This window comes from Pseudomonas ceruminis, from assembly GCF_021602025.1.
GTDB classification, from domain to species: domain Bacteria; phylum Pseudomonadota; class Gammaproteobacteria; order Pseudomonadales; family Pseudomonadaceae; genus Aquipseudomonas; species Aquipseudomonas ceruminis.
The window spans coordinates 31,493-48,885 of sequence record NZ_BQHW01000014.1 but is presented as its reverse complement, the minus strand read 5'-3'; the positions used below and the strand labels follow the sequence as shown (position 1 = coordinate 48,885).

The window sequence follows — 17,393 nt, the reverse complement described above, 5'->3', positions numbered from 1 at the left end:
CCCATGCCGTATTTTCCAACCCCTGTGCCGAGGGTTTGCCCATGACCTTCGATACCGCCTTCATGCTCAGTACCTTGCCGGCGTTTCTCAAAGCAGTGGGCGTTACCCTGCAGGTAGGCCTGATCGCCATTGCCACCTCGATGCTGGTAGCCCTGTTCAATGCCACGATCCTGGTGCTACGCACGCCGTACCTGTGGCGCCTGGTCAAAGGCTATGTCGAGCTCGCTCGCAACACGCCGTTGCTGATCCAGCTGTTCCTCGTCTACTTCGCCTTGCCCAGCCTTGGCCTGAAAGTATCCGGGTTCGCCGCAGCGATCATCACCATGACTTTCATGGGCGGTGCCTATCTCACCGAAGTCCTGCGTGCTGGCGTCGAGGCGGTGCCGCGGGCACAACTGGAGTCCGGACGCTCCATTGGCCTGTCCGAGGGCCAACTGCTGCGTCACGTGATCCTGCCCCAGGCTGGCATCCTCAGCCTGCCGGCGCTGTTCGCCAACTTCATTTTCCTGCTCAAGGAAACCACGGTGGTGTCGGCCGTTGCAGTGCCCGAGATCCTCTACACGACCAAGAACTACATCGCCCTGTACTACAAGACCTACGAAATGCTCGCTGTGCTGACGCTGCTCTGCGTGCTGTTGTTCCTGCCGCTGTCGTTGCTGCTGCGCTACCTGGAAAGGAGGCTGCAACATGGCCAGTTCGGCTCCTGAGCTGCTCCTGTTGTCGTTGCCGATACTGGCCAAGGGCGCAGCACAGACCCTGGCCATTTCGGCCCTGGGCATTCTGTTCGCCACCCTTGGCGGCGTGCTCTATGGTGTGCTGGCCACGCTTGGCAACCGTGTGGTGAACATCGCCCTGCAAGTCTACCTTGAGCTGTTTCGGGCCATACCGGTGCTGGTCTGGCTGTACCTGGTGTTTTTCGGGTTGCCGATCTTCTTTGCCGTAAGTATTCCCAGCTTCTGGTGCGCGGTACTGGTGCTCGGGTTATGGGGCGCGAGTGAGGTTGGCGAAGTGGTGCGTGGCGCACTGCAATCGTTGCCGCGCGGTCAGCGTGAAGCGGGGTTGTCGATCGGCCTGTCCAGCAGCCAGCTGTATGGCTATGTATTGCTGCCCCAGGCGCTCAAACGTATGACTCCCCCGACCATCAACATCTACACGCGGATCATCAAGACCAGCTCGCTGGCGGTGCTGATCGGTGTGGTCGAGGTCATCAAGGCGGGCCAGCAGATCATCGAACGCACCTACGAATCGGTGCTGATCTATGGCGTGCTGTTCCTGTTCTTTTTCATCGTCTGCTATCCGCTGTCCGCCGCCTCGCGCGTGCTGGAGCGCCGCTGGGCCCACTCATGACTGCACTCATAGAATTCCAGGGTTTCAACAAGTATTTCGGCGAGCACCAGGTGCTCGCCGAGGTCGACCTCAAGGTCCGCACCGGTGAGGTGGTGGTGATCCTCGGCCCCAGTGGCTGCGGCAAGAGCACCTTGCTGCGCTGCCTGAACGGCCTGGAGCAGGCGCATAGCGGCCATCTGCGCCTGGACGGCCAGGAACTGCTCGCACCCGGCACCGACTGGCGCCAGGTGCGTCAGCGAGTGGGCATGGTATTCCAGAGCTATCACCTGTTCGGCCACATGAGTGTGATCGACAACCTGCTGCTCGGGCCGCTCAAGGTGCAAAAGCGCCAACGCGCCGAAGCGCAGGCCCAGGCTGAGGCCCTGCTGGCCAGGGTCGGCCTGCTGGACAAACGGGATGCCTTCCCGCGCCAGCTGTCTGGCGGCCAGCAACAGCGTATCGCCATCGTGCGGTCGCTGTGCATGAACCCACAGGTGATGCTGTTCGACGAGGTTACCGCAGCGCTCGACCCGGAGATGGTCAAGGAAGTGCTGCAAGTGATCCAGGGCCTGGCCCGCGATGGCATGACCCTGCTTATCGTCACTCACGAAATGGCCTTCGCTCGCGCGGTGGCCGACCGCATCGTGTTCATGGAGGCCGGCAGGATCCTTGAACAGAGCGACCCCGAGAGCTTCTTCAGCCAACCGCGGACCGCACGTGCGCAGCAGTTTCTGGACAAATTCTCCTTCGTCGAAAGCCTGCCCAAGACACTGCATAAGGAACTGTCATGAAAACTGCCCCCCTTACCAAACTGCTGGCGCCGCTGTTCGGCCTGGCCTTGCTGGCCGGCTGCAACAAGGCCGACGAGCCACCCAAGCCGGCCGCCTCATCGCCAGCCACCAGCTACCTGGAAACCATCAAGGCGCGGGACAAGCTGATTGTCGGCGTGTTCACCGACAAGCCACCCTTCGGCTTCGTGGACGAGAGCGGCCGCTACGTAGGCTTTGACACCGACATTGGCCGTCGCCTGGCCAAGGACCTGCTGGGTGACGAGAACAAGGTGGAGTTCGTCGCCGTCGAGCCGGCCAGCCGTATCCCGTTCCTGCAAAGCGACAAGGTCGACCTGATCCTTGCCAACATGACCGTGACCCCGGAACGCAAGGAGGCAGTGGACTTCACCAACCCCAACCTGCGCGTGGCCGTGCAGGCCATCGTTGCCGATGGCAGCCCGGTACAGAAGCTCGACGACCTGGCCGACAAGACCATTATCGTCACCACCGGTACCACCGCCGACATCTGGCTGACCAAGAACCACCCAGACTGGAAGCTGCTCAAGTTCGAGAAGAACAGTGAGTCGCTGCAAGCGCTGGCCAACGGCCGTGGCGATGCCTACGCGCAGGACAACCTGATCCTGTTCAGCTGGGCCAAGCAGAACCCGGGCTACCGCGTGCTGCCGCAACTGCTGGGCGAAGAGGCACCGATCGCGCCAGCTGTGAAGAAAGGCAATACCGAGCTGCGTGACTGGGTAAACGCCGAACTGGCCAAACTGGGCGAGGAGAAGTTCCTGCTCAAGCTGTATGACCAGTACGTGCGCAAGGAACTGAGCGATGACACCAAGCCTGAGAGCGTGATTGTCGAAGGCGGTAAGTGGCAGGGCTGAGCGTAAAACCGGGGCCGCGACGCGGCCCGCTTCACTGCGCCGGTACCAGGCGCAGGGTACTGTGGGCGGGAATGACGCCCATTTGTGCCCGTTGGTACCGGCCCTCGATGTAACCCTCGGCCTGATCCGCATAGTGCGTGTCGAACGGCACGCCACTCTGGCCCACGGGGTTGCTGGTCAACGCCTGCCCGGCATCGGCAAAGTCGATCAGCCGGCGGGTCGAGGGCCCATAATTCACAGGCCACGGCGCTGGCCCGATCTTCGCCGACAAGTTGTTCGGCACCTCATGGGTGCCGGGCGCGGCAAATGGCCCGACATTGAACAGCAGGTTCAGCGGCTTTTTAACGCCCAGTGGATGGTTATGGGTCAGGGTATGGGCCTTGCCCCACTGCCAGCTGGCCGGGTCCTTGCCGAAGGTGTCACGCAGGTGCTTGAGGGTCTTTTGCCAGGCGATGCGCACGATGGCGGTACGGTCGGTCCGTTCGTTACTGCCCCGCGTGCTCCACCATGGCGACTGAGCGTCGGCCGCCAGACGGGGCAGTGCGGCGTCGATGATGCGGGTGCTGAGCAACACCGGGAACCAGGTATCGCCCAACTCGTCATGTAAGGCGGCATAGGCCAGTTCGTAGAGAAATTGGTTGAACAGCGTGGCGCTGGTGGAATCCAGTGGGTAATCCCCGCGCCAGGCGGCCAGTTGCTCGACCAGCTCCTGCTCTTCATCCCCCTGGGCGATGTTGCGCAAGGTCCCCAGCAACGGCGCCAGGGTACGTGGACCATAGTCACTGGCCGTATCCAGTTGCAGGGCCTGGCTGTTCTGGGTGTCCCATTTCACCTCGGGTGCGGACAGATGCCGGTCCAACTGGCGGCCACGGTCAGGCAGGTTGTAGTAACCCGGAATCGCCACCGCTGCGGGCGGCTGGTAATTGGCCGAGACGATGTAGCCGCTCGCCGGGTTCTCTTGGTGCGGGTTGACGCTGAACGGGTAGAAGCCGAGTTTGTCGGCCTGTGGGCTGGAGCCATCGAGGATGAAGGCCGGGTTTACCCCCGCCGGCCGGATCGGTAACTGCGCGGCTGCCCACCATCCGATATCGCCCCGGGCGTTGGCCCAGACAAAGTTGAGCCCTGGCGCCTGCACCTTGGCCGTCGCTTCGCGCATCTTGGCCAGGGTGTCGGCGCGGTTGAGCTGATAAAAACCTTCCAGGATCGGGTTCTCGGTTTCCAGAAACGCCCACCACATGGCGATGGGTGTGGTGCCTGCGGTGGCGCCGAGTACCTCGTTGACGATTGGCCCGTGGGGTGAACGACGCAGGCTGATAGTGACCGGTTGTTCGCCTTTGACCGCAATTGTCTGCTCGGTCTTTTCCAGTGTTTGCCATTGGCCGTCGATCATCACCTGGTCGCTGTTAGCGGGGTTGGTCTTTTCTGCGATCAGGTCGACATCATCGTTCTGGAACATGGTCAGGCTCCAGCCGAATTCGCGGTTGTGCCCAAGCAGCGCAAACGGGTTGAGCGCCTGGAAGTAGCCATACAGGTTGAAGCCGGGGGCCGAGAGTTCGGCTTCATACCAGACGGCCGGGACGGCGAAGCTGATGTGCGGATCGCCAGCGAGCAGGGGTTTGCCACTGCGGGTGCGGCTACCGGCCACGGCCCAGGCGTTGCTGCCCTCGAACTGCGGGATGCCGGCTTCGCCCAATGCCTCGTGGCTGAGGCGGGCCAGGGCTTCGAGGCTCTGCCAATCGGCAGCTGCCAGCGGCCTGCCGAGGGCGCCGTCGGGCTGCCAGTCGAGGTCGAAAAGGGTCAGGTAGTGGGGCCCGAGCTGATCGCGGATGTAGGTCAGCGCAGGCTCAGTGCGAAAGGCGGCGGCGAAGCTGTAGGCCAGGTAACCGGCGATACTCAGGGTATCTTCAGCGGTAAACGGCCTGGGGGTGATACCGATGAGGTCGAATTCCAGCGGCTTGGGGTGGCTGGCCTGCCAGGCGTTGATGCCATCCAGATAGGCTTGCAGGGCCTGCCAGGCGGGACCCTGGCGGTCCTGGCGCTGGACCATCAGTGCCGCCTGATCGCGGATGCGCAAGCTGCGGAACAGGGTATCGGTTGGCAGCAACTTGTCGCCCAGCACCTCGGCCAGTTCGCCCCGGGCCAGGCGGCGCATGATTTCCATCTGGAACAGCCGGTCCTGGGCATGCACGTAGCCCAGGGCGCGGTACAGGTCCTGTTCGTTCTGCGCCTGCAGGTGCGGTACACCGCGCCGGTCATAGCGCACGCTGACCGGGGCCTGCAGGCCGGCGATGGCTACCTCGCCCTCACGCTGCGGCAGTTTGCCGTGCACGTACCAGTATCCGGCGCCGGCGGCCACGGCGACCACCACGGCCAGCAGGGTGAGGCTGCGCTTCATCGAGACTCCTTGTGCATTCGAGCGGAAACTGTGGTCCGATCATCGACGGATTCGCGAACAGAGCATAGCCCCCGATAGGAGTTTCCATGTCCCTCAGCGAAAAACAGAAAATGCTCAGCGGCCAGCTTTACCATGCCAGCTGCCCCGAGCTGCAGGCCGAGCAGATCGCCAACAAGCACTGGATGCAGCGCTACAACACCAGCTTCGAGCTGCTCAACGAGGCGCGCAACGGCTTGCTCGCCGAGCACTTCGGGCATGTCGGCGAAGGCACGGTGATCCGCCCGCCGTTCTATTGCGACTACGGCTACAACATCCGCGTCGGCCGCAATACGTTCATGAATTTCAACTGCGTGATCCTCGACGTATTGCCGGTACACATCGGCGACGACTGCCAGATTGGTCCGGCGGTGCAAATCTATACCGCCGACCATCCGCTCGACCCAGAGGTCCGGCGTACCGGGCTGGAAAGTGGGCGACCGGTCACCATCGGCAACAACGTGTGGATAGGTGGGGCGGCGATCGTCCTGCCGGGGGTGACCATTGGCGATAACGCTGTGGTCGGCGCGGGCAGTGTGGTGACCCGCGATGTGCCGGCGGGCGCGGTGGTGGTGGGTAATCCGGCGCGGGTGCGTCAGTCGGTCCAGGGGCAATAGCAGCCCACCGCCAAGGTGTTGGATGCGGTGACCCGACGGCCGTCGAGCAGCGCCCTGAGGATTGGCTCGACGAAGCTGTTGCTGGCATTGCACACCGCACCTTCGCTGTAGGGGCCGAAGTAGGCGAGGTGGCCCTGGCGGTCCCAGATCGCCACGGCGGGGGAGGCGGGCAGGTATGCGCTGCCAGGCAGGTCAGCGATGGGCTGCAGGCTGCTCAGGTTGGCGGGCAGTTGCCCATGGCTGCCGGGCTTTTGCACGACGTGGAAGGTTACCCCTTCGCCTGCGAAGTGGCTGACCAGCTCGCCCAGGTGCTGCTGGTTGCCCACGTTGCACGGGCAGGCTGGGTCCCAGAAGTGCACCACGCGGATCGGGCCTGGGCCGGCGAGGGCGGCGGGCAGGCGCAGTTGGCTACCGTCGAACAGGGTGGTCTGGTTGTCGAACGGGCGCAGGTAGCGGGACTGGAAGCCGGCGTAGGCCCACCAGAGTACGGCGGCACACAGCAGCGCCGCAGTCGCCATGAGTATCCGTTTGATTGGTTTCTGCATGAAAACCCGCTGTTGATTGGCTGGCCTGATCGCCGGTTCCAGGCAAGAAAGTACTCAAGCTTGCCACGATGGTGCCAAGAGCTGAATATCCCAGATCAATACTCGCTCCGCTTTGGATGTACCTGATGCCTGCTGCTTTTCACCCCGACCGCCTACGCGCCAGCCTCGCGCCCCTTGGCGCCCGCCAGCCCTTGTCTGCACAGGCGCAAGACTACCAGCGCTTCTATGGCCTGGCCCTGTCGTCACACAGCTGGCTCGGCGGCTTCCAGGCGGCTGGCTTTGACCTGGTGGGGCAGGTCTGGCTGCCTGAGCGGCCCGTTGCGACCTTGTTTGTGCTGCACGGCTACTACGACCACATGGGCTTGTATCGGCATGTGATCGAATGGGCGCTCAAGCTGGGCTATGCGGTCATCAGCTGTGACCTGCCCGGCCATGGCCTGTCCAGCGGCGAGCGCGCCAGTATCCGTGATTTCGCGCTGTACCAGCAGGTACTCGATGCCCTGTTCGAGCAGGCACGTGGCCTTGACCTGCCACGCCCGTGGCATCTGTGTGGGCAGAGTACCGGTGGTGCTATCGCTGTCGATCACCTACTGCATCGCGGGGCGCAGAGCCCGGTCGACGGCCAGGTGATCCTGCTGGCACCGCTGGTGCGCCCCCGCGCCTGGTTGTGGTCGAAGTTCAGCTATCGAGTGCTGCGCCATTTCGTCAATGGCATCGAACGGCGATTCAGTGAAAACACCAACGACCCTGCCTTCCTGCCGTTCCTGGAAGCCGATCCGCTGCAACCGCGGCGCCTGCCGACGGCCTGGGTCGGTGCGCTGATGGCCTGGGTCAAACGTATCGAGGCTGCGCCGTGCAGTACACGCCGGCCGCTGATCGTGCAGGGCGAGGCGGATGGCACGGTGGATTGGCCTTACAACCTCAAGGTGCTCAAGGCCAAGTTCAGCGAGCCGCAGATACTCCTGCTACCTGACGCCCGCCACCACCTGGCCAACGAACTACCGGGTATTCGGCAGCGCTATTTCGACTTCATCGACCAGCGATTGCGCTGATCACTTGAGGTCTGCGCCGCTCTGGCCGACCGCCAACCCGGCGCGCACGGCCGCCACGGCGGCCTGGTAATACGCCTTGCCTTCCGGCGATTCGGCGAAGGTGGCGAATTCTTCGAGCTCGGCATCGGACAGGTCGCGGTAGACGTACAGCAAGGTGTTGTTGAGGTCTTCGCCAATCTGGTTCATCAACCGCTGGCGCTGGCCGTCGAGCAGGCCCTGGGCCTGGCCGCCGCCGAATAACCCGGGGATCATCGAGCTGAGGCTGTCGGCCGCCACCCCGGCAATCGCCAGGCTGACCTCGGCGCCGGCTTCCCGGGCCGGCAGGGCCTGGGCCAAGTGGCCGACGATCAGCAGGCGGTTATCGCTGGCCTGTATTTTCGGCAGGCCTTTGGCGTTCTTTGCCAACTGGTCCTTGCGTGTGGCCAGCAGTTCGGCAGCGACGATCTTGCGGCCCAGCGGCGATTGGAAGAACGCCAGCGCCGGCGCCGGGTTGGGCAGCGCGCTGCGCAGTTGCGCCTGGGCACGGCGGTCCATGGCCTGGGCCTGGAAGCGCTGATTGCTGTTGTTGACCAGCGCCTGATAAACCGCAGGCGGCAGGCTGTTGCGGTAGCGCTGTTGGGCAGCGCTCACGGCATCGTTGAAATGGGCGCGCTGGTCGGGCCAGCCGGCGGCCTTGTACAGTTGATCAAGGCTGTCTGCCCAGACAGGCATGGTGCAGATCATCAGCAGAAGCAGGGAAAACAGACGGCGCATTCAGGACTCCTGTCGGCAGGGGGCTATTGTCCTTGGCTCGGCGCTGGTTTGTCGAGATATCCGCGTGTTTCTCGGCCAAGTGGCGCTGTGCGAGTGCAAGGCTAATGGATATGATGCGCGCCATGCACATATCCCCTGAAAACCCGATGCTTTCTGCCGTCGTCGACGACTTGGCCCTGCGTGGCTGGTCGCAGCAGGCTTTTTTTCTGCCTGCTGAACTGGTGCGCGCACTGGCGGCCGAGTGTCGGCGCCGCGATGCCGAAGGCCAGCTCAACCCCGCCGGGGTTGGGCGCGGTGTTGCCCAGGAGGTGCGCGAGGCGATCCGTGGCGACCAGATCCAGTGGATCGATCCGGGCCAGGCTCAGGCCTGCGACGACTATCTACACGCCATGGATCAGTTACGCCTGGCCATCAACCAGGGTCTGTTTCTGGGCCTGGAAGACTTCGAATGCCATTTCGCCCTGTACCCGCCGGGGGCGTTCTATCGCCGGCACCTGGACCGCTTTCGTGACGATGACCGGCGGATGGTTTCGGCAGTGCTTTACCTCAACGAAGAATGGCAGCCGCAGGATGGAGGGCAGTTGCGCATGTTCCTGAAAAACGATACTGAGCACGACGTGCAGCCGGTGGCAGGCTGCCTGGTGGTGTTCCTGTCCGCAGAGGTCCCTCATGAAGTGTTGCCGGCCGGGCGCGAGCGGTTGTCCCTGACTGGCTGGTTTCGGCGGCGTGGCAATGACCTGTTCTGAACTGCCGAAGGTGCTGGTCAGCGCCTGCCTGTTGGGCCAGCCGGTGCGTTATGACGGACGCGCCAGCGGGCACCCTGACCGTTTGCGGCATTGGCAGGCTGAGGGGCGTGTCGTGCCGCTATGCCCTGAAGTGGCCGGTGGCTTGCCGACACCGCGTCCGGCCGCAGAGATCCCGGGTGGTCAGGGTGGCGAGGTGCTTGATGGCGCGGCGCAGGTGCTGACGGTGATGGGTGAGGATGTCAGTGCGGCGTTTCTTGCCGGGGCCAACTTGGCGTTGGCACTGGTGCGCCGCCATGGCATTCGGGTGGCGGTGCTCAAGGCCGGCAGCCCGTCGTGTGGCAACCGACTGACTTACGATGGCACCTTTTCCGGGGTAAAGGTGCCGGGGGAAGGGGTGACCACCGCGTTGCTGCGGCGCGAAGGGGTGCTGGTGTTCAGCGAGCTGGAGCTGGAAGAGGCGGAGCAGGCGTTGGCTGGTTTTTCAGCCTGATGCTGCGCCGGCCCCGGCCCCACCGCTAACCCGCAAAGCGCGCCAATCGGTACTACTGCTCGGCAGCCGTCTCCTGCGCGCCTCTGAACCACTTTTGCTCAAGTTCAGCGGTGCGCCCGCTGTCCTTGAGCCGTTGCAGCGCATTGTTCACTGCGCTTTCGAACGCCGGGTTGCCCTTCTGGAACGGGATCACCAGTTTCTTCTCACCGAACGGCTGGCTGAGATCGAACGGCGTATCAGCCTTCGGCGCGTCGTCCGCAGGGGTCAGGGTGATGTCGTAGGTGCCGCTCTGTACGCCTGGCAGCGCGTCTGCGGCCGCTGTTTCGATGAATTCGGCACGCAGGTCCAACTCCTTGGCCAGTTCCTGGCCGAACTCAATTTCGAACCCGGTCAGATGGTCGTTTTCCTTGAAGGCGTACGGTGAGTTGTCGGCCTGAACGGCAATGCGCAGTTCGCCCCGGTCGGCGATTTCGTCTATCAGCTCGGCTTGAGCCAATGGAGTGATCAGTACTGCCAGCAGTACGCCTATGGTCGAACGCATGTGATGCCCCTTTTTCTTTGGCAAATGAATAACTTCCGCCGCGACTTTGTTCCTTCGTCACGGTCGGGCGCAGCCTATGACCTTCAAGCCTTGGCGAGGTTTAACCCTAACTGAAATATTTCTCTTTGTGGGCTATGGTGAAGTACCGCCGCCGTTCGTTTACCGGTTGCGGTCTTTAAGTGAATCACAGGAGAAGTGAATGAATAGCCTATTTTCGCGTGCTGCCATTGCCGGTGTGCTGATGGGAGCGTCGGTGCTGGCCAGTGCTGCGGATGCCCTCAAGAGCCAGCAGCCGCCCAAGGATGCCAAGGTCTTCATCGTTTCCCCCGCCGACGGTGCCACGGTCGACAAGACCTTCACCGTCAAGTTCGGTATCGAGGGCATGGCGCTCAAGCCCGCCGGCGACCAGACCCCGCACACAGGCCATCACCACCTGCTGGTGGATGTGGATCAAGAGCCTGTTGCCGACCAGCCGCTGCCCACCAGCCTGATGCCAGAGAACAACGCACCGCTGCCTGCCGGCCCGCAAGTCCTGCACTTCGGCAAGGCACAGACCGAAGCCACCCTGACCCTGACGCCGGGCAAGCATACTTTGCAGCTGGTGCTGGGCGACCAGTACCACGTGCCGTTCAAGCCGAGCGTTGAATCGAAGAAGATCACCGTTGAGGTGAAATAGGGCTCGGTTGCTTCGCAGGTTGCCTGCGAAGATCCACCTTTGGAGTTGGCAAACGAAAAGGGAGGCCACCAGGGCCTCCCTTTTCATTCAGCGATCACGCTCAGAACAGTACGCGCGAGCGGATGGTGCCCTTGACGTGCTGCAGCTTCTCTTGCGCCAGGTCGGAGTACTCGGCATCGACGTCGATGACCACGTAGCCGACTTTCTCGTTGGTCTGCAGGAACTGGCCCGAGATGTTGATACCGTTTTCGGCGAAGACCTTGTTGATCTCGCTGAGCACGCCCGGAATGTTTTCGTGGATGTGCAGCAGGCGGTGCTTGCCCGGGTGTGCCGGCAGGGCGACTTCCGGGAAGTTGACCGACGACACCGAGGTACCGTTGTCGCTGTACTTGACCAGCTTCTCGGCCACTTCCAGGCCGATGTTGGCCTGGGCTTCGGCGGTGGAACCGCCGATGTGCGGGGTCAGGATCACGTTGTCCAGGCCGCGCAGCGGGCTTTCGAACTCTTCGTCGTTGGAGCGCGGCTCGACGGGGAATACGTCGATGGCGGCGCCGATCAGGTGCTTGTCCTTGATCGCAGCGGCCAGGTGGTCCAGTTCGACGACGGTGCCACGGGCAGCGTTGATCAGGATCGCGCCTTTCTTCATCGCACGGATTTCCTTCTCGCCGATCATCCACTGGGTGGACGGCAGCTCAGGGACGTGCAGCGAGACGATGTCGGCCAGGCCCAGCAGTTCGTTCAGGCTGGTGACCTGCACGGCATTGCCCAGTGGCAGCTTGGTCAGCGGGTCGAAGAAGTACACCTGCATGCCCAGGCTCTCGGCCAGGACCGACAGTTGGGTACCGATCGAGCCGTAGCCGACGATGCCCAGCTTCTTGCCACGGATCTCGAAGGAGTTGGCCGCGCTCTTGATCCAGCCGCCACGGTGGCAGGAGGCGTTTTTCTCGGGGATGCCGCGCAGTAGCAGGATGGCCTCGGCCAGTACCAGCTCGGCGACCGAACGGGTGTTGGAGTACGGCGCGTTGAACACCGCGATGCCGCGCTCGCGGGCCGCTTCGAGGTCGACCTGGTTGGTGCCGATGCAGAAGCAGCCGACGGCGACCAGTTTCTTGGCGCAGTCGAAGATCTCTTCGGTCAGTTGGGTACGCGAACGGATGCCGATGAAGTGGGCATCAGCGATCTTTTCCTTGAGTTCTGCTTCCGGCAGTGAGCCAGTGAGGTACTCGATGTTGGTGTACCCAGCGGCCTTGAGGGTATCGACCGCATTCTGGTGCACACCTTCAAGAAGAAGGAACCTGATCTTGCTCTTGTCGAGAGAAGTCTTGCTCATCTGCGTAAACCTGTATCCCGGAGAAAAAATGGCGAGGAGTGATGCTAGGCGCGGCGTCGGCCTTAGCATGAACAGCGGGAGCGCTATGCTAGCATACGCGACACAATCTGAGCTTATCCCGACAGGTGAAGAGTGCTCAGGGTGACTATGAATAAGTCGAGAGTTCCAGCGATGACCCACCCCGCGGTAATTGATGAACTGATGACGTTGGTCGACCCTGGCAAGGTCCTGACTGACGCGGCTTCCCTGGAGGCCTATGGCAAGGACTGGACCAAGCACTATCCGCCGGCGCCCACCGCCATTGTGTTCCCCAGGAGCATCGAGCAGGTGCAGGCCATCGTGGGGTGGGCCAATCGCCATCAGGTTGCGCTGGTGCCTTCCGGGGGCCGTACCGGGCTGTCCGCGGGTGCCGTGGCGGCCAACGGCGAGGTGGTCGTGGCCTTTGACTACATGAACCAGATTCTTGGCTTCAATGCCTTCGACCGCACCGTGGTCTGCCAGCCCGGCGTCATCACGCGCCAGTTGCAGACGTTCGCCGAAGAGCAGGGGCTGTATTACCCCGTGGATTTCGCCTCCAGCGGCTCCAGTCAGATTGGCGGCAACATCGGCACCAATGCCGGGGGCATCAAGGTGATTCGCTACGGCATGACCCGCAACTGGGTGGCCGGCCTGAAGGTGGTCACCGGTAAAGGCGAGCTGCTCGAGCTCAATAAAGACCTGATCAAGAACGCCACCGGCTACGACCTGCGCCAGTTGTTCATTGGGGCCGAAGGCACCCTGGGCTTCGTGGTCGAAGCGACCATGCGCCTGGACCGTGCCCCGCGCAACCTCACTGCAATGGTGTTGGGCACGCCGGATTTCGATTCGATCATGCCGGTGCTGCATGCGTTTCAGGGCAAGCTCGACCTGACTGCATTCGAGTTCTTCTCCGACAAGGGCCTGGCCAAGATCATGGCCCGAGGCGACGTGCCCTCGCCCTTCGCTACCGACTGCCCGTTCTATGCCTTGCTGGAGTTCGAGGCCAGTACCGAGGCGGTGGCCAATGAAGCGTTGGCCACCTTCGAGCACTGTGTCGAACAGGGCTGGGTGCTGGACGGGGTGATGAGCCAGAGCGAAACCCAGCTGAAAAACCTGTGGAAGCTGCGTGAGTACCTGTCGGAAACCATTTCCCACTGGACGCCTTACAAGAATGACATCTCCGTCACTGTTTCCAAGGTGCCGGCGTTCCTGCGCGACATCGACGCCATCGTGAACACGCACTACCCGGACTACGAAGTGGTCTGGTACGGCCACATCGGCGACGGCAACCTGCACCTGAACATCCTCAAGCCCGATCACATGAGCAAGGATGATTTCTTTGCCTCGTGCGCCAAGGTCAACAAATGGGTGTTCGAGATCGTCCAGCGCTACAACGGCTCGATCTCAGCCGAGCACGGCGTGGGCATGACCAAGCGCGACTACCTGGGTTACAGCCGCTCGGCAGATGAAATTGCCTGCATGAAGGCAATTAAGGCCGTCTTCGACCCTAACGGCATCATGAATCCGGGTAAGATCTTCGCTCCTGAATAAAAGCAGTGATCAGAGGAGTCGGCCATGAGTTACCAGCACCAGTACGTAGACGGCACGCGTATCCACTACCCGTTGGGCAAGGTGGTGTGCATTGGCCGTAACTATGCCGAGCATGCCAAGGAACTGAACAACCCCATTCCCAGCGAGCCGCTGCTGTTCATCAAGCCGGGCAGTTGCGTGGTGCCGGCCGAAGGCGGCTTCAAGATCCCGGTCGAGCGTGGTTCGGTGCACTATGAGGCCGAGATTGCCGTGCTGCTGGGCAAGCCGCTGTCGACCCATCCGAGCGAGGAAGAGGTGCTCGATGCCATTTCCGGTTATGCCCCGGCGCTGGACCTGACCCTGCGCGACGTGCAGGCCAAGCTGAAAGAGAAGGGCCTGCCGTGGGAGCTGGCCAAGTGCTTTGACGGTGCCTGCGTATTGCCGCCGTTCGTGTCGCCTGCCAGCTTCGAAGACGTGACCGACATACCGGTGCGCCTGACGGTCAACGGCCAAGTGCGCCAGGACGGCAACAGCGCGATGATGCTGAACCCGATCGTGCCGATGATTCAGTACATTGCAGCGCATTTCTCGCTGCAGGCGGGCGATGTGATCCTCACCGGCACCCCTGCCGGCGTTGGCCCGTTCACCGTGGGCGATGAGCTGGTACTGGAACTGCCCGGCGCGAGCCGCTTCGAAAGCCGCGTACTCTGAGCTGAGACCGCGTCGCCCGCAACGCGGGTAAATTCGCTCGCCCCGATACTGCGCTGCGCTTGAAGGCACCGTGGTACCTGTGGGACGGATTTACCCGCGAAGCGCTTGAGCGCTTTACTGTTTTTTCACAACCCATCCGGATAATGCGCGAGTCTCAGCAATTTCCTCGGGAACCTCCTGCATGCCATCTCCTTCCACCGTCCCAGCATCACCCAAGCGCCGCTTCTACCTGCGTTGGCCCTTCGGCCTCGCCGTGGCGGCGGTGATCGGTTATGGCGTGGCGGTGGCCATGCACTGGGATGACCGTGGCCTGCTGTGGATAAAGGAAGGCTTTGAAAGCAGCGCCGAGCGTAGCGAGAGCGTGTGGCTACCGGACTATCAAGTCGATATCGATGCCAAGCCGCTGCCGGGCATGGCCGATGACGAAGCCTCGGACGTAGCGTTCAACCCGCAGACCCGTACATTGTTCGTCGTCATGGGCAAGAACCCTTTCCTGGTCGAACTGAGCCTTGATGGCGATGTGCTGAGGCAGATCCCCCTCGTGGGCTGGAACAACCCCGAGGGCGTAGCCGTGCTGGAGGATGGCCAACTGGCCATCACCGATGAGCGCCTGCACGACCTGACCGTGGTCAAGGTGGATGCGCATACCCGGTCGCTGAACCATGCGGACTTCGTCAGCCACGACTTGGGGCAGTCGGTGAAGAGCAACAAAGGCTTCGAGGCCATCGCCTGGGACCCCATGCGCCAGCGCCTGGTGATTGGCGAAGAGCGCCCGCCGAAGCTGTACACCTGGAACACCGATGGCCGCGCCCCGCTCACGGGTGGCAAGCAGGCGTTGGCCAATGACGAACTCGACCTGCGCAACCTCTCGGCATTGAGCGTCGACCCGCGTACCGGCCACCTGCTGGTGCTGTCGGCGGACTCCAACCTGTTGCTGGAGCTGGACGAACAAGGGCAGCAGGTCAGCTTCATGACGTTGCTGGGTGGCTTCAATGGCCTGAAAAGCACTATTCCGCGCGCCGAGGGAGTGACCATGGATGACCAGGGCAACCTGTACATGGTCAGCGAGCCTGCGCTGTTCTATCGTTTCAAGAAGAATCCGTAGCACTATCAGGTTGTTCGGACGCTGGCATTAAGCTTCATTTCAGTCAGTCGTGGTTAGATTCGCCCTCCTCACGTCGAGTCTTCCGTCATGCGTCGTTTTGTTCGTCTGCCACTGCTTCTGGCCCTGGCCGGGTTGCTGGTGCTGGGCCTGTTCGGTCAGGAGTTCCGCCTGTTCGAGCGCGGCTGGTTCAACCTCAAGCGCTGGTGGCAGCCGGCAGAACAGAGCATCGGCCTGGACCGTTATCGGGTAGTGGTCGAGGCGCAGCCCGTGACGGGGCTGGATGACGATATTTCGGCCCTCACCTACGACCCCGACCGCAAGACCCTCTTCACGGTCACCAATGCCCGCTCGGAGCTGATCGAGCTGTCACTGGACGGGCGCATCCTGCGGCGCATACCCCTGACGGGGTTCGGTGACCCGGAAGCCGTGGAGTACGTTGGCCCCAACAGCTATGTGATCACCGATGAGCGTCAGCAGCGTCTGATCCGGGTGCACCTGGAAGACGATACGCCGTTCCTCGATGCCGGTGATGCCGAGCAGTTGACCCTGGGCATCGGCCTGAACGGCAACAAAGGTTTCGAAGGTCTGGCCTACGACTCGGCGGGCAAGCGCCTGTTCGTGGCCAAGGAGCGCGACCCGATGTTGATCTACGAGGTGCATGGCTTCCCCCATGAAAACCCTGGCCAGCCCTACGCGGTGCACGTAGTGCAGGACCGCAAGCGTGATGCGCGGTTGTTCGTGCGTGACCTGTCGAGCCTGCAGTTCGATGAGCGCAGTGGGCATCTGCTGGCGTTATCGGATGAATCGCGGTTGGTGCTGGAGCTGGATGTGAAGGGCAGGCCGCTGAGTACCTTGTCGTTGCGCAAGGGGTTTCAGGGGTTGAAGGCGACAGTGCCGCAGGCTGAGGGGATCGCGATGGATGAGGCGGGGACCATTTATCTGGTCAGCGAGCCGAACCTGTTTTATGTGTTCAAGCAGCCGGCTGATTGACGGAGTGTGAGGGCCGCTTCGCAGGGCGAGCCCGCACCCACAGTTACACCCCTGGGGCTGAAAAGGGGGCAGCGCTTGTGGGAGCGGAATCGCTCGCGAATGGCGTCACTCGGCCTTGAGGCTCTTCACGCCGTCCGAGGTGCCTAGCAGCAGCAGGTCCGCGGGCCGCGCCGCAAACAGGCCATTGGTCACCACGCCGACGATCGCATTGATCTGCGCTTCCAGCTCCACCGGGTTGGTGATCTGCAGGTTGTACACGTCCAAGATTACGTTGCCGTTGTCGGTCACCACCCCTTCACGGTAAACCGGATCGCCGCCCAGCTTGACCAGTTGACGCGCCACATGGCTACGGGCCATCGGGATCACCTCGACCGGCAACGGGAAGGCGCCCAGCACCGGTACCAGCTTGCTGGCGTCGGCGATGCAGATGAAAGTCTTGGCCACGGCCGCGACGATCTTCTCGCGGGTCAGGGCCGCGCCGCCGCCTTTGATCAGATTCAGGTGCGCGTCGCTTTCGTCAGCACCGTCGACGTAGAATTCCAGCTCGCTGACGCTGTTCAGCTCGTAGACCGGGATGCCGTGGCCCTTCAGACGCTGGGCAGTGGCCTCGGAGCTGGCGACCGCGCCGTCGAAGGCGGTCTTGTGCTGGGCCAGGGCGTCAATGAAGAAGTTGGCGGTCGAACCGGTACCGACGCCGACGACGCTCTTTTCATCCAGCTTGGGCAGAATGAAGTCGACAGCGGCCTGGGCGACGGCCTGTTTGAGTTGGTCCTGGGTCATGCGGGCTCCGGAAAGGGGCAGGGCGATAGTCAAAGGAGCCTAGTATAACGGCTCGGGCGGCTTTGCTGTGGTCGCCCGACGTAGCGCTGGGG

General features: G+C 62.6%; 19 protein-coding genes. 13 read left to right on the top strand and 6 right to left on the bottom strand.

Annotated features, from left to right (window positions below; all coding sequences use genetic code 11):
- The first annotated feature begins 41 nt into the window (after nt 1-41).
- From L6D80_RS16905 to L6D80_RS16890, 4 genes are read left to right on the top strand one after another with little or no spacing between them, the layout of a single operon-like run.
- Entirely contained in the window at nt 42-707 is a 666-nt protein-coding gene (locus tag L6D80_RS16905) for an amino acid ABC transporter permease (protein ID WP_054901935.1), read from the top strand.
- A complete protein-coding gene (locus L6D80_RS16900) occupies nt 688-1,347 on the top strand; it encodes an amino acid ABC transporter permease (protein WP_054901934.1) in 660 nt (219 codons plus the stop codon). The genes L6D80_RS16905 and L6D80_RS16900 overlap by 20 nt, the downstream gene beginning before the upstream one ends.
- A complete protein-coding gene (locus L6D80_RS16895) occupies nt 1,344-2,117 on the top strand; it encodes an amino acid ABC transporter ATP-binding protein (RefSeq protein ID WP_054901933.1) in 774 nt (257 codons plus the stop codon). Before L6D80_RS16900 ends, L6D80_RS16895 begins: the two co-directional genes overlap by 4 nt.
- Nucleotides 2,114-2,986, top strand: a complete 873-nt coding sequence (locus tag L6D80_RS16890) for a transporter substrate-binding domain-containing protein (protein WP_054901932.1) — start codon at nt 2,114-2,116, stop codon at nt 2,984-2,986. Before L6D80_RS16895 ends, L6D80_RS16890 begins: the two co-directional genes overlap by 4 nt.
- A gap of 31 nt (nt 2,987-3,017) precedes the next feature.
- Here L6D80_RS16890 and L6D80_RS16885 read toward each other — a convergent pair whose 3' ends face one another.
- Entirely contained in the window at nt 3,018-5,381 is a 2,364-nt protein-coding gene (locus L6D80_RS16885) for a penicillin acylase family protein (RefSeq protein ID WP_176513828.1), read from the bottom strand.
- Nucleotides 5,382-5,467: 86 nt separating this feature from the next.
- On the opposite strand from L6D80_RS16885, the gene L6D80_RS16880 reads away from it, so the two are divergent.
- Entirely contained in the window at nt 5,468-6,034 is a 567-nt protein-coding gene (locus L6D80_RS16880; RefSeq protein WP_176513829.1) for a sugar O-acetyltransferase, read from the top strand.
- On the opposite strand, the gene L6D80_RS16875 is transcribed toward L6D80_RS16880, so the two are convergent.
- A complete protein-coding gene (locus L6D80_RS16875) occupies nt 6,013-6,579 on the bottom strand; it encodes a DUF6436 domain-containing protein (protein ID WP_176513831.1) in 567 nt (188 codons plus the stop codon). The two genes, L6D80_RS16880 and L6D80_RS16875, sit on opposite strands and share 22 nt — an antisense overlap.
- Nucleotides 6,580-6,704: 125 nt before the next feature.
- Here L6D80_RS16875 and bipL point away from each other — a divergent pair, with 125 nt between their 5' ends.
- On the top strand, nt 6,705-7,631 hold the full coding sequence (gene bipL, locus L6D80_RS16870) for a phospholipase BipL (RefSeq protein ID WP_176513833.1): 927 nt from the start codon (nt 6,705-6,707) through the stop codon (nt 7,629-7,631).
- Here bipL and L6D80_RS16865 read toward each other — a convergent pair whose 3' ends face one another.
- Complete coding sequence (locus L6D80_RS16865; protein ID WP_054901927.1) at nt 7,632-8,384, bottom strand: DUF2059 domain-containing protein; 753 nt, start codon at nt 8,382-8,384, stop codon at nt 7,632-7,634.
- Nucleotides 8,385-8,494: 110 nt separating this feature from the next.
- Between L6D80_RS16865 and L6D80_RS16860 the strand changes: the two genes are divergently transcribed.
- Nucleotides 8,495-9,130 carry a 2OG-Fe(II) oxygenase gene (locus L6D80_RS16860; protein WP_176513849.1) on the top strand — a complete coding sequence of 212 codons (636 nt, stop codon included), beginning with the start codon at nt 8,495-8,497 and terminating at the stop codon, nt 9,128-9,130.
- On the top strand, nt 9,117-9,620 hold the full coding sequence (locus tag L6D80_RS16855) for a 2-thiouracil desulfurase family protein (RefSeq protein WP_176513835.1): 504 nt from the start codon (nt 9,117-9,119) through the stop codon (nt 9,618-9,620). Before L6D80_RS16860 ends, L6D80_RS16855 begins: the two co-directional genes overlap by 14 nt.
- Nucleotides 9,621-9,672: 52 nt before the next feature.
- On the opposite strand, the gene L6D80_RS16850 is transcribed toward L6D80_RS16855, so the two are convergent.
- Nucleotides 9,673-10,161, bottom strand: a complete 489-nt coding sequence (locus L6D80_RS16850; RefSeq protein ID WP_176513837.1) for a substrate-binding periplasmic protein — start codon at nt 10,159-10,161, stop codon at nt 9,673-9,675.
- A gap of 199 nt (nt 10,162-10,360) precedes the next feature.
- Between L6D80_RS16850 and L6D80_RS16845 the strand changes: the two genes are divergently transcribed.
- Nucleotides 10,361-10,837 carry a DUF4399 domain-containing protein gene (locus tag L6D80_RS16845; protein WP_054901924.1) on the top strand — a complete coding sequence of 159 codons (477 nt, stop codon included), beginning with the start codon at nt 10,361-10,363 and terminating at the stop codon, nt 10,835-10,837.
- A gap of 100 nt (nt 10,838-10,937) precedes the next feature.
- On the opposite strand, the gene serA is transcribed toward L6D80_RS16845, so the two are convergent.
- Nucleotides 10,938-12,167, bottom strand: coding sequence for a phosphoglycerate dehydrogenase (gene serA, locus L6D80_RS16840; RefSeq protein ID WP_054901923.1), 1,230 nt, complete (start codon nt 12,165-12,167; stop codon nt 10,938-10,940).
- Between the two features lie 171 nt (nt 12,168-12,338).
- Here serA and L6D80_RS16835 point away from each other — a divergent pair, with 171 nt between their 5' ends.
- The 4 genes from L6D80_RS16835 to L6D80_RS16820 all read left to right on the top strand — a co-directional run bounded on the left by L6D80_RS16835 (nt 12,339) and on the right by L6D80_RS16820 (nt 16,521).
- Nucleotides 12,339-13,736 carry an FAD-binding oxidoreductase gene (locus L6D80_RS16835; RefSeq protein WP_054901922.1) on the top strand — a complete coding sequence of 466 codons (1,398 nt, stop codon included), beginning with the start codon at nt 12,339-12,341 and terminating at the stop codon, nt 13,734-13,736.
- Between the two features lie 24 nt (nt 13,737-13,760).
- Nucleotides 13,761-14,426, top strand: coding sequence for a fumarylacetoacetate hydrolase family protein (locus tag L6D80_RS16830; RefSeq protein ID WP_054901921.1), 666 nt, complete (start codon nt 13,761-13,763; stop codon nt 14,424-14,426).
- Nucleotides 14,427-14,607: 181 nt separating this feature from the next.
- A complete protein-coding gene (locus tag L6D80_RS16825; RefSeq protein WP_054901920.1) occupies nt 14,608-15,531 on the top strand; it encodes an SdiA-regulated domain-containing protein in 924 nt (307 codons plus the stop codon).
- A gap of 87 nt (nt 15,532-15,618) precedes the next feature.
- Nucleotides 15,619-16,521 (top strand): SdiA-regulated domain-containing protein, encoded by a 903-nt coding sequence (locus L6D80_RS16820; RefSeq protein ID WP_176513839.1) that lies wholly within the window; start codon nt 15,619-15,621, stop codon nt 16,519-16,521.
- Between the two features lie 105 nt (nt 16,522-16,626).
- Here the strand turns inward: L6D80_RS16820 and rpiA are convergent, their stop codons facing one another.
- Nucleotides 16,627-17,301, bottom strand: a complete 675-nt coding sequence (gene rpiA, locus L6D80_RS16815; RefSeq protein ID WP_054901918.1) for a ribose-5-phosphate isomerase RpiA — start codon at nt 17,299-17,301, stop codon at nt 16,627-16,629.
- Nucleotides 17,302-17,393: the final 92 nt, after the last annotated feature.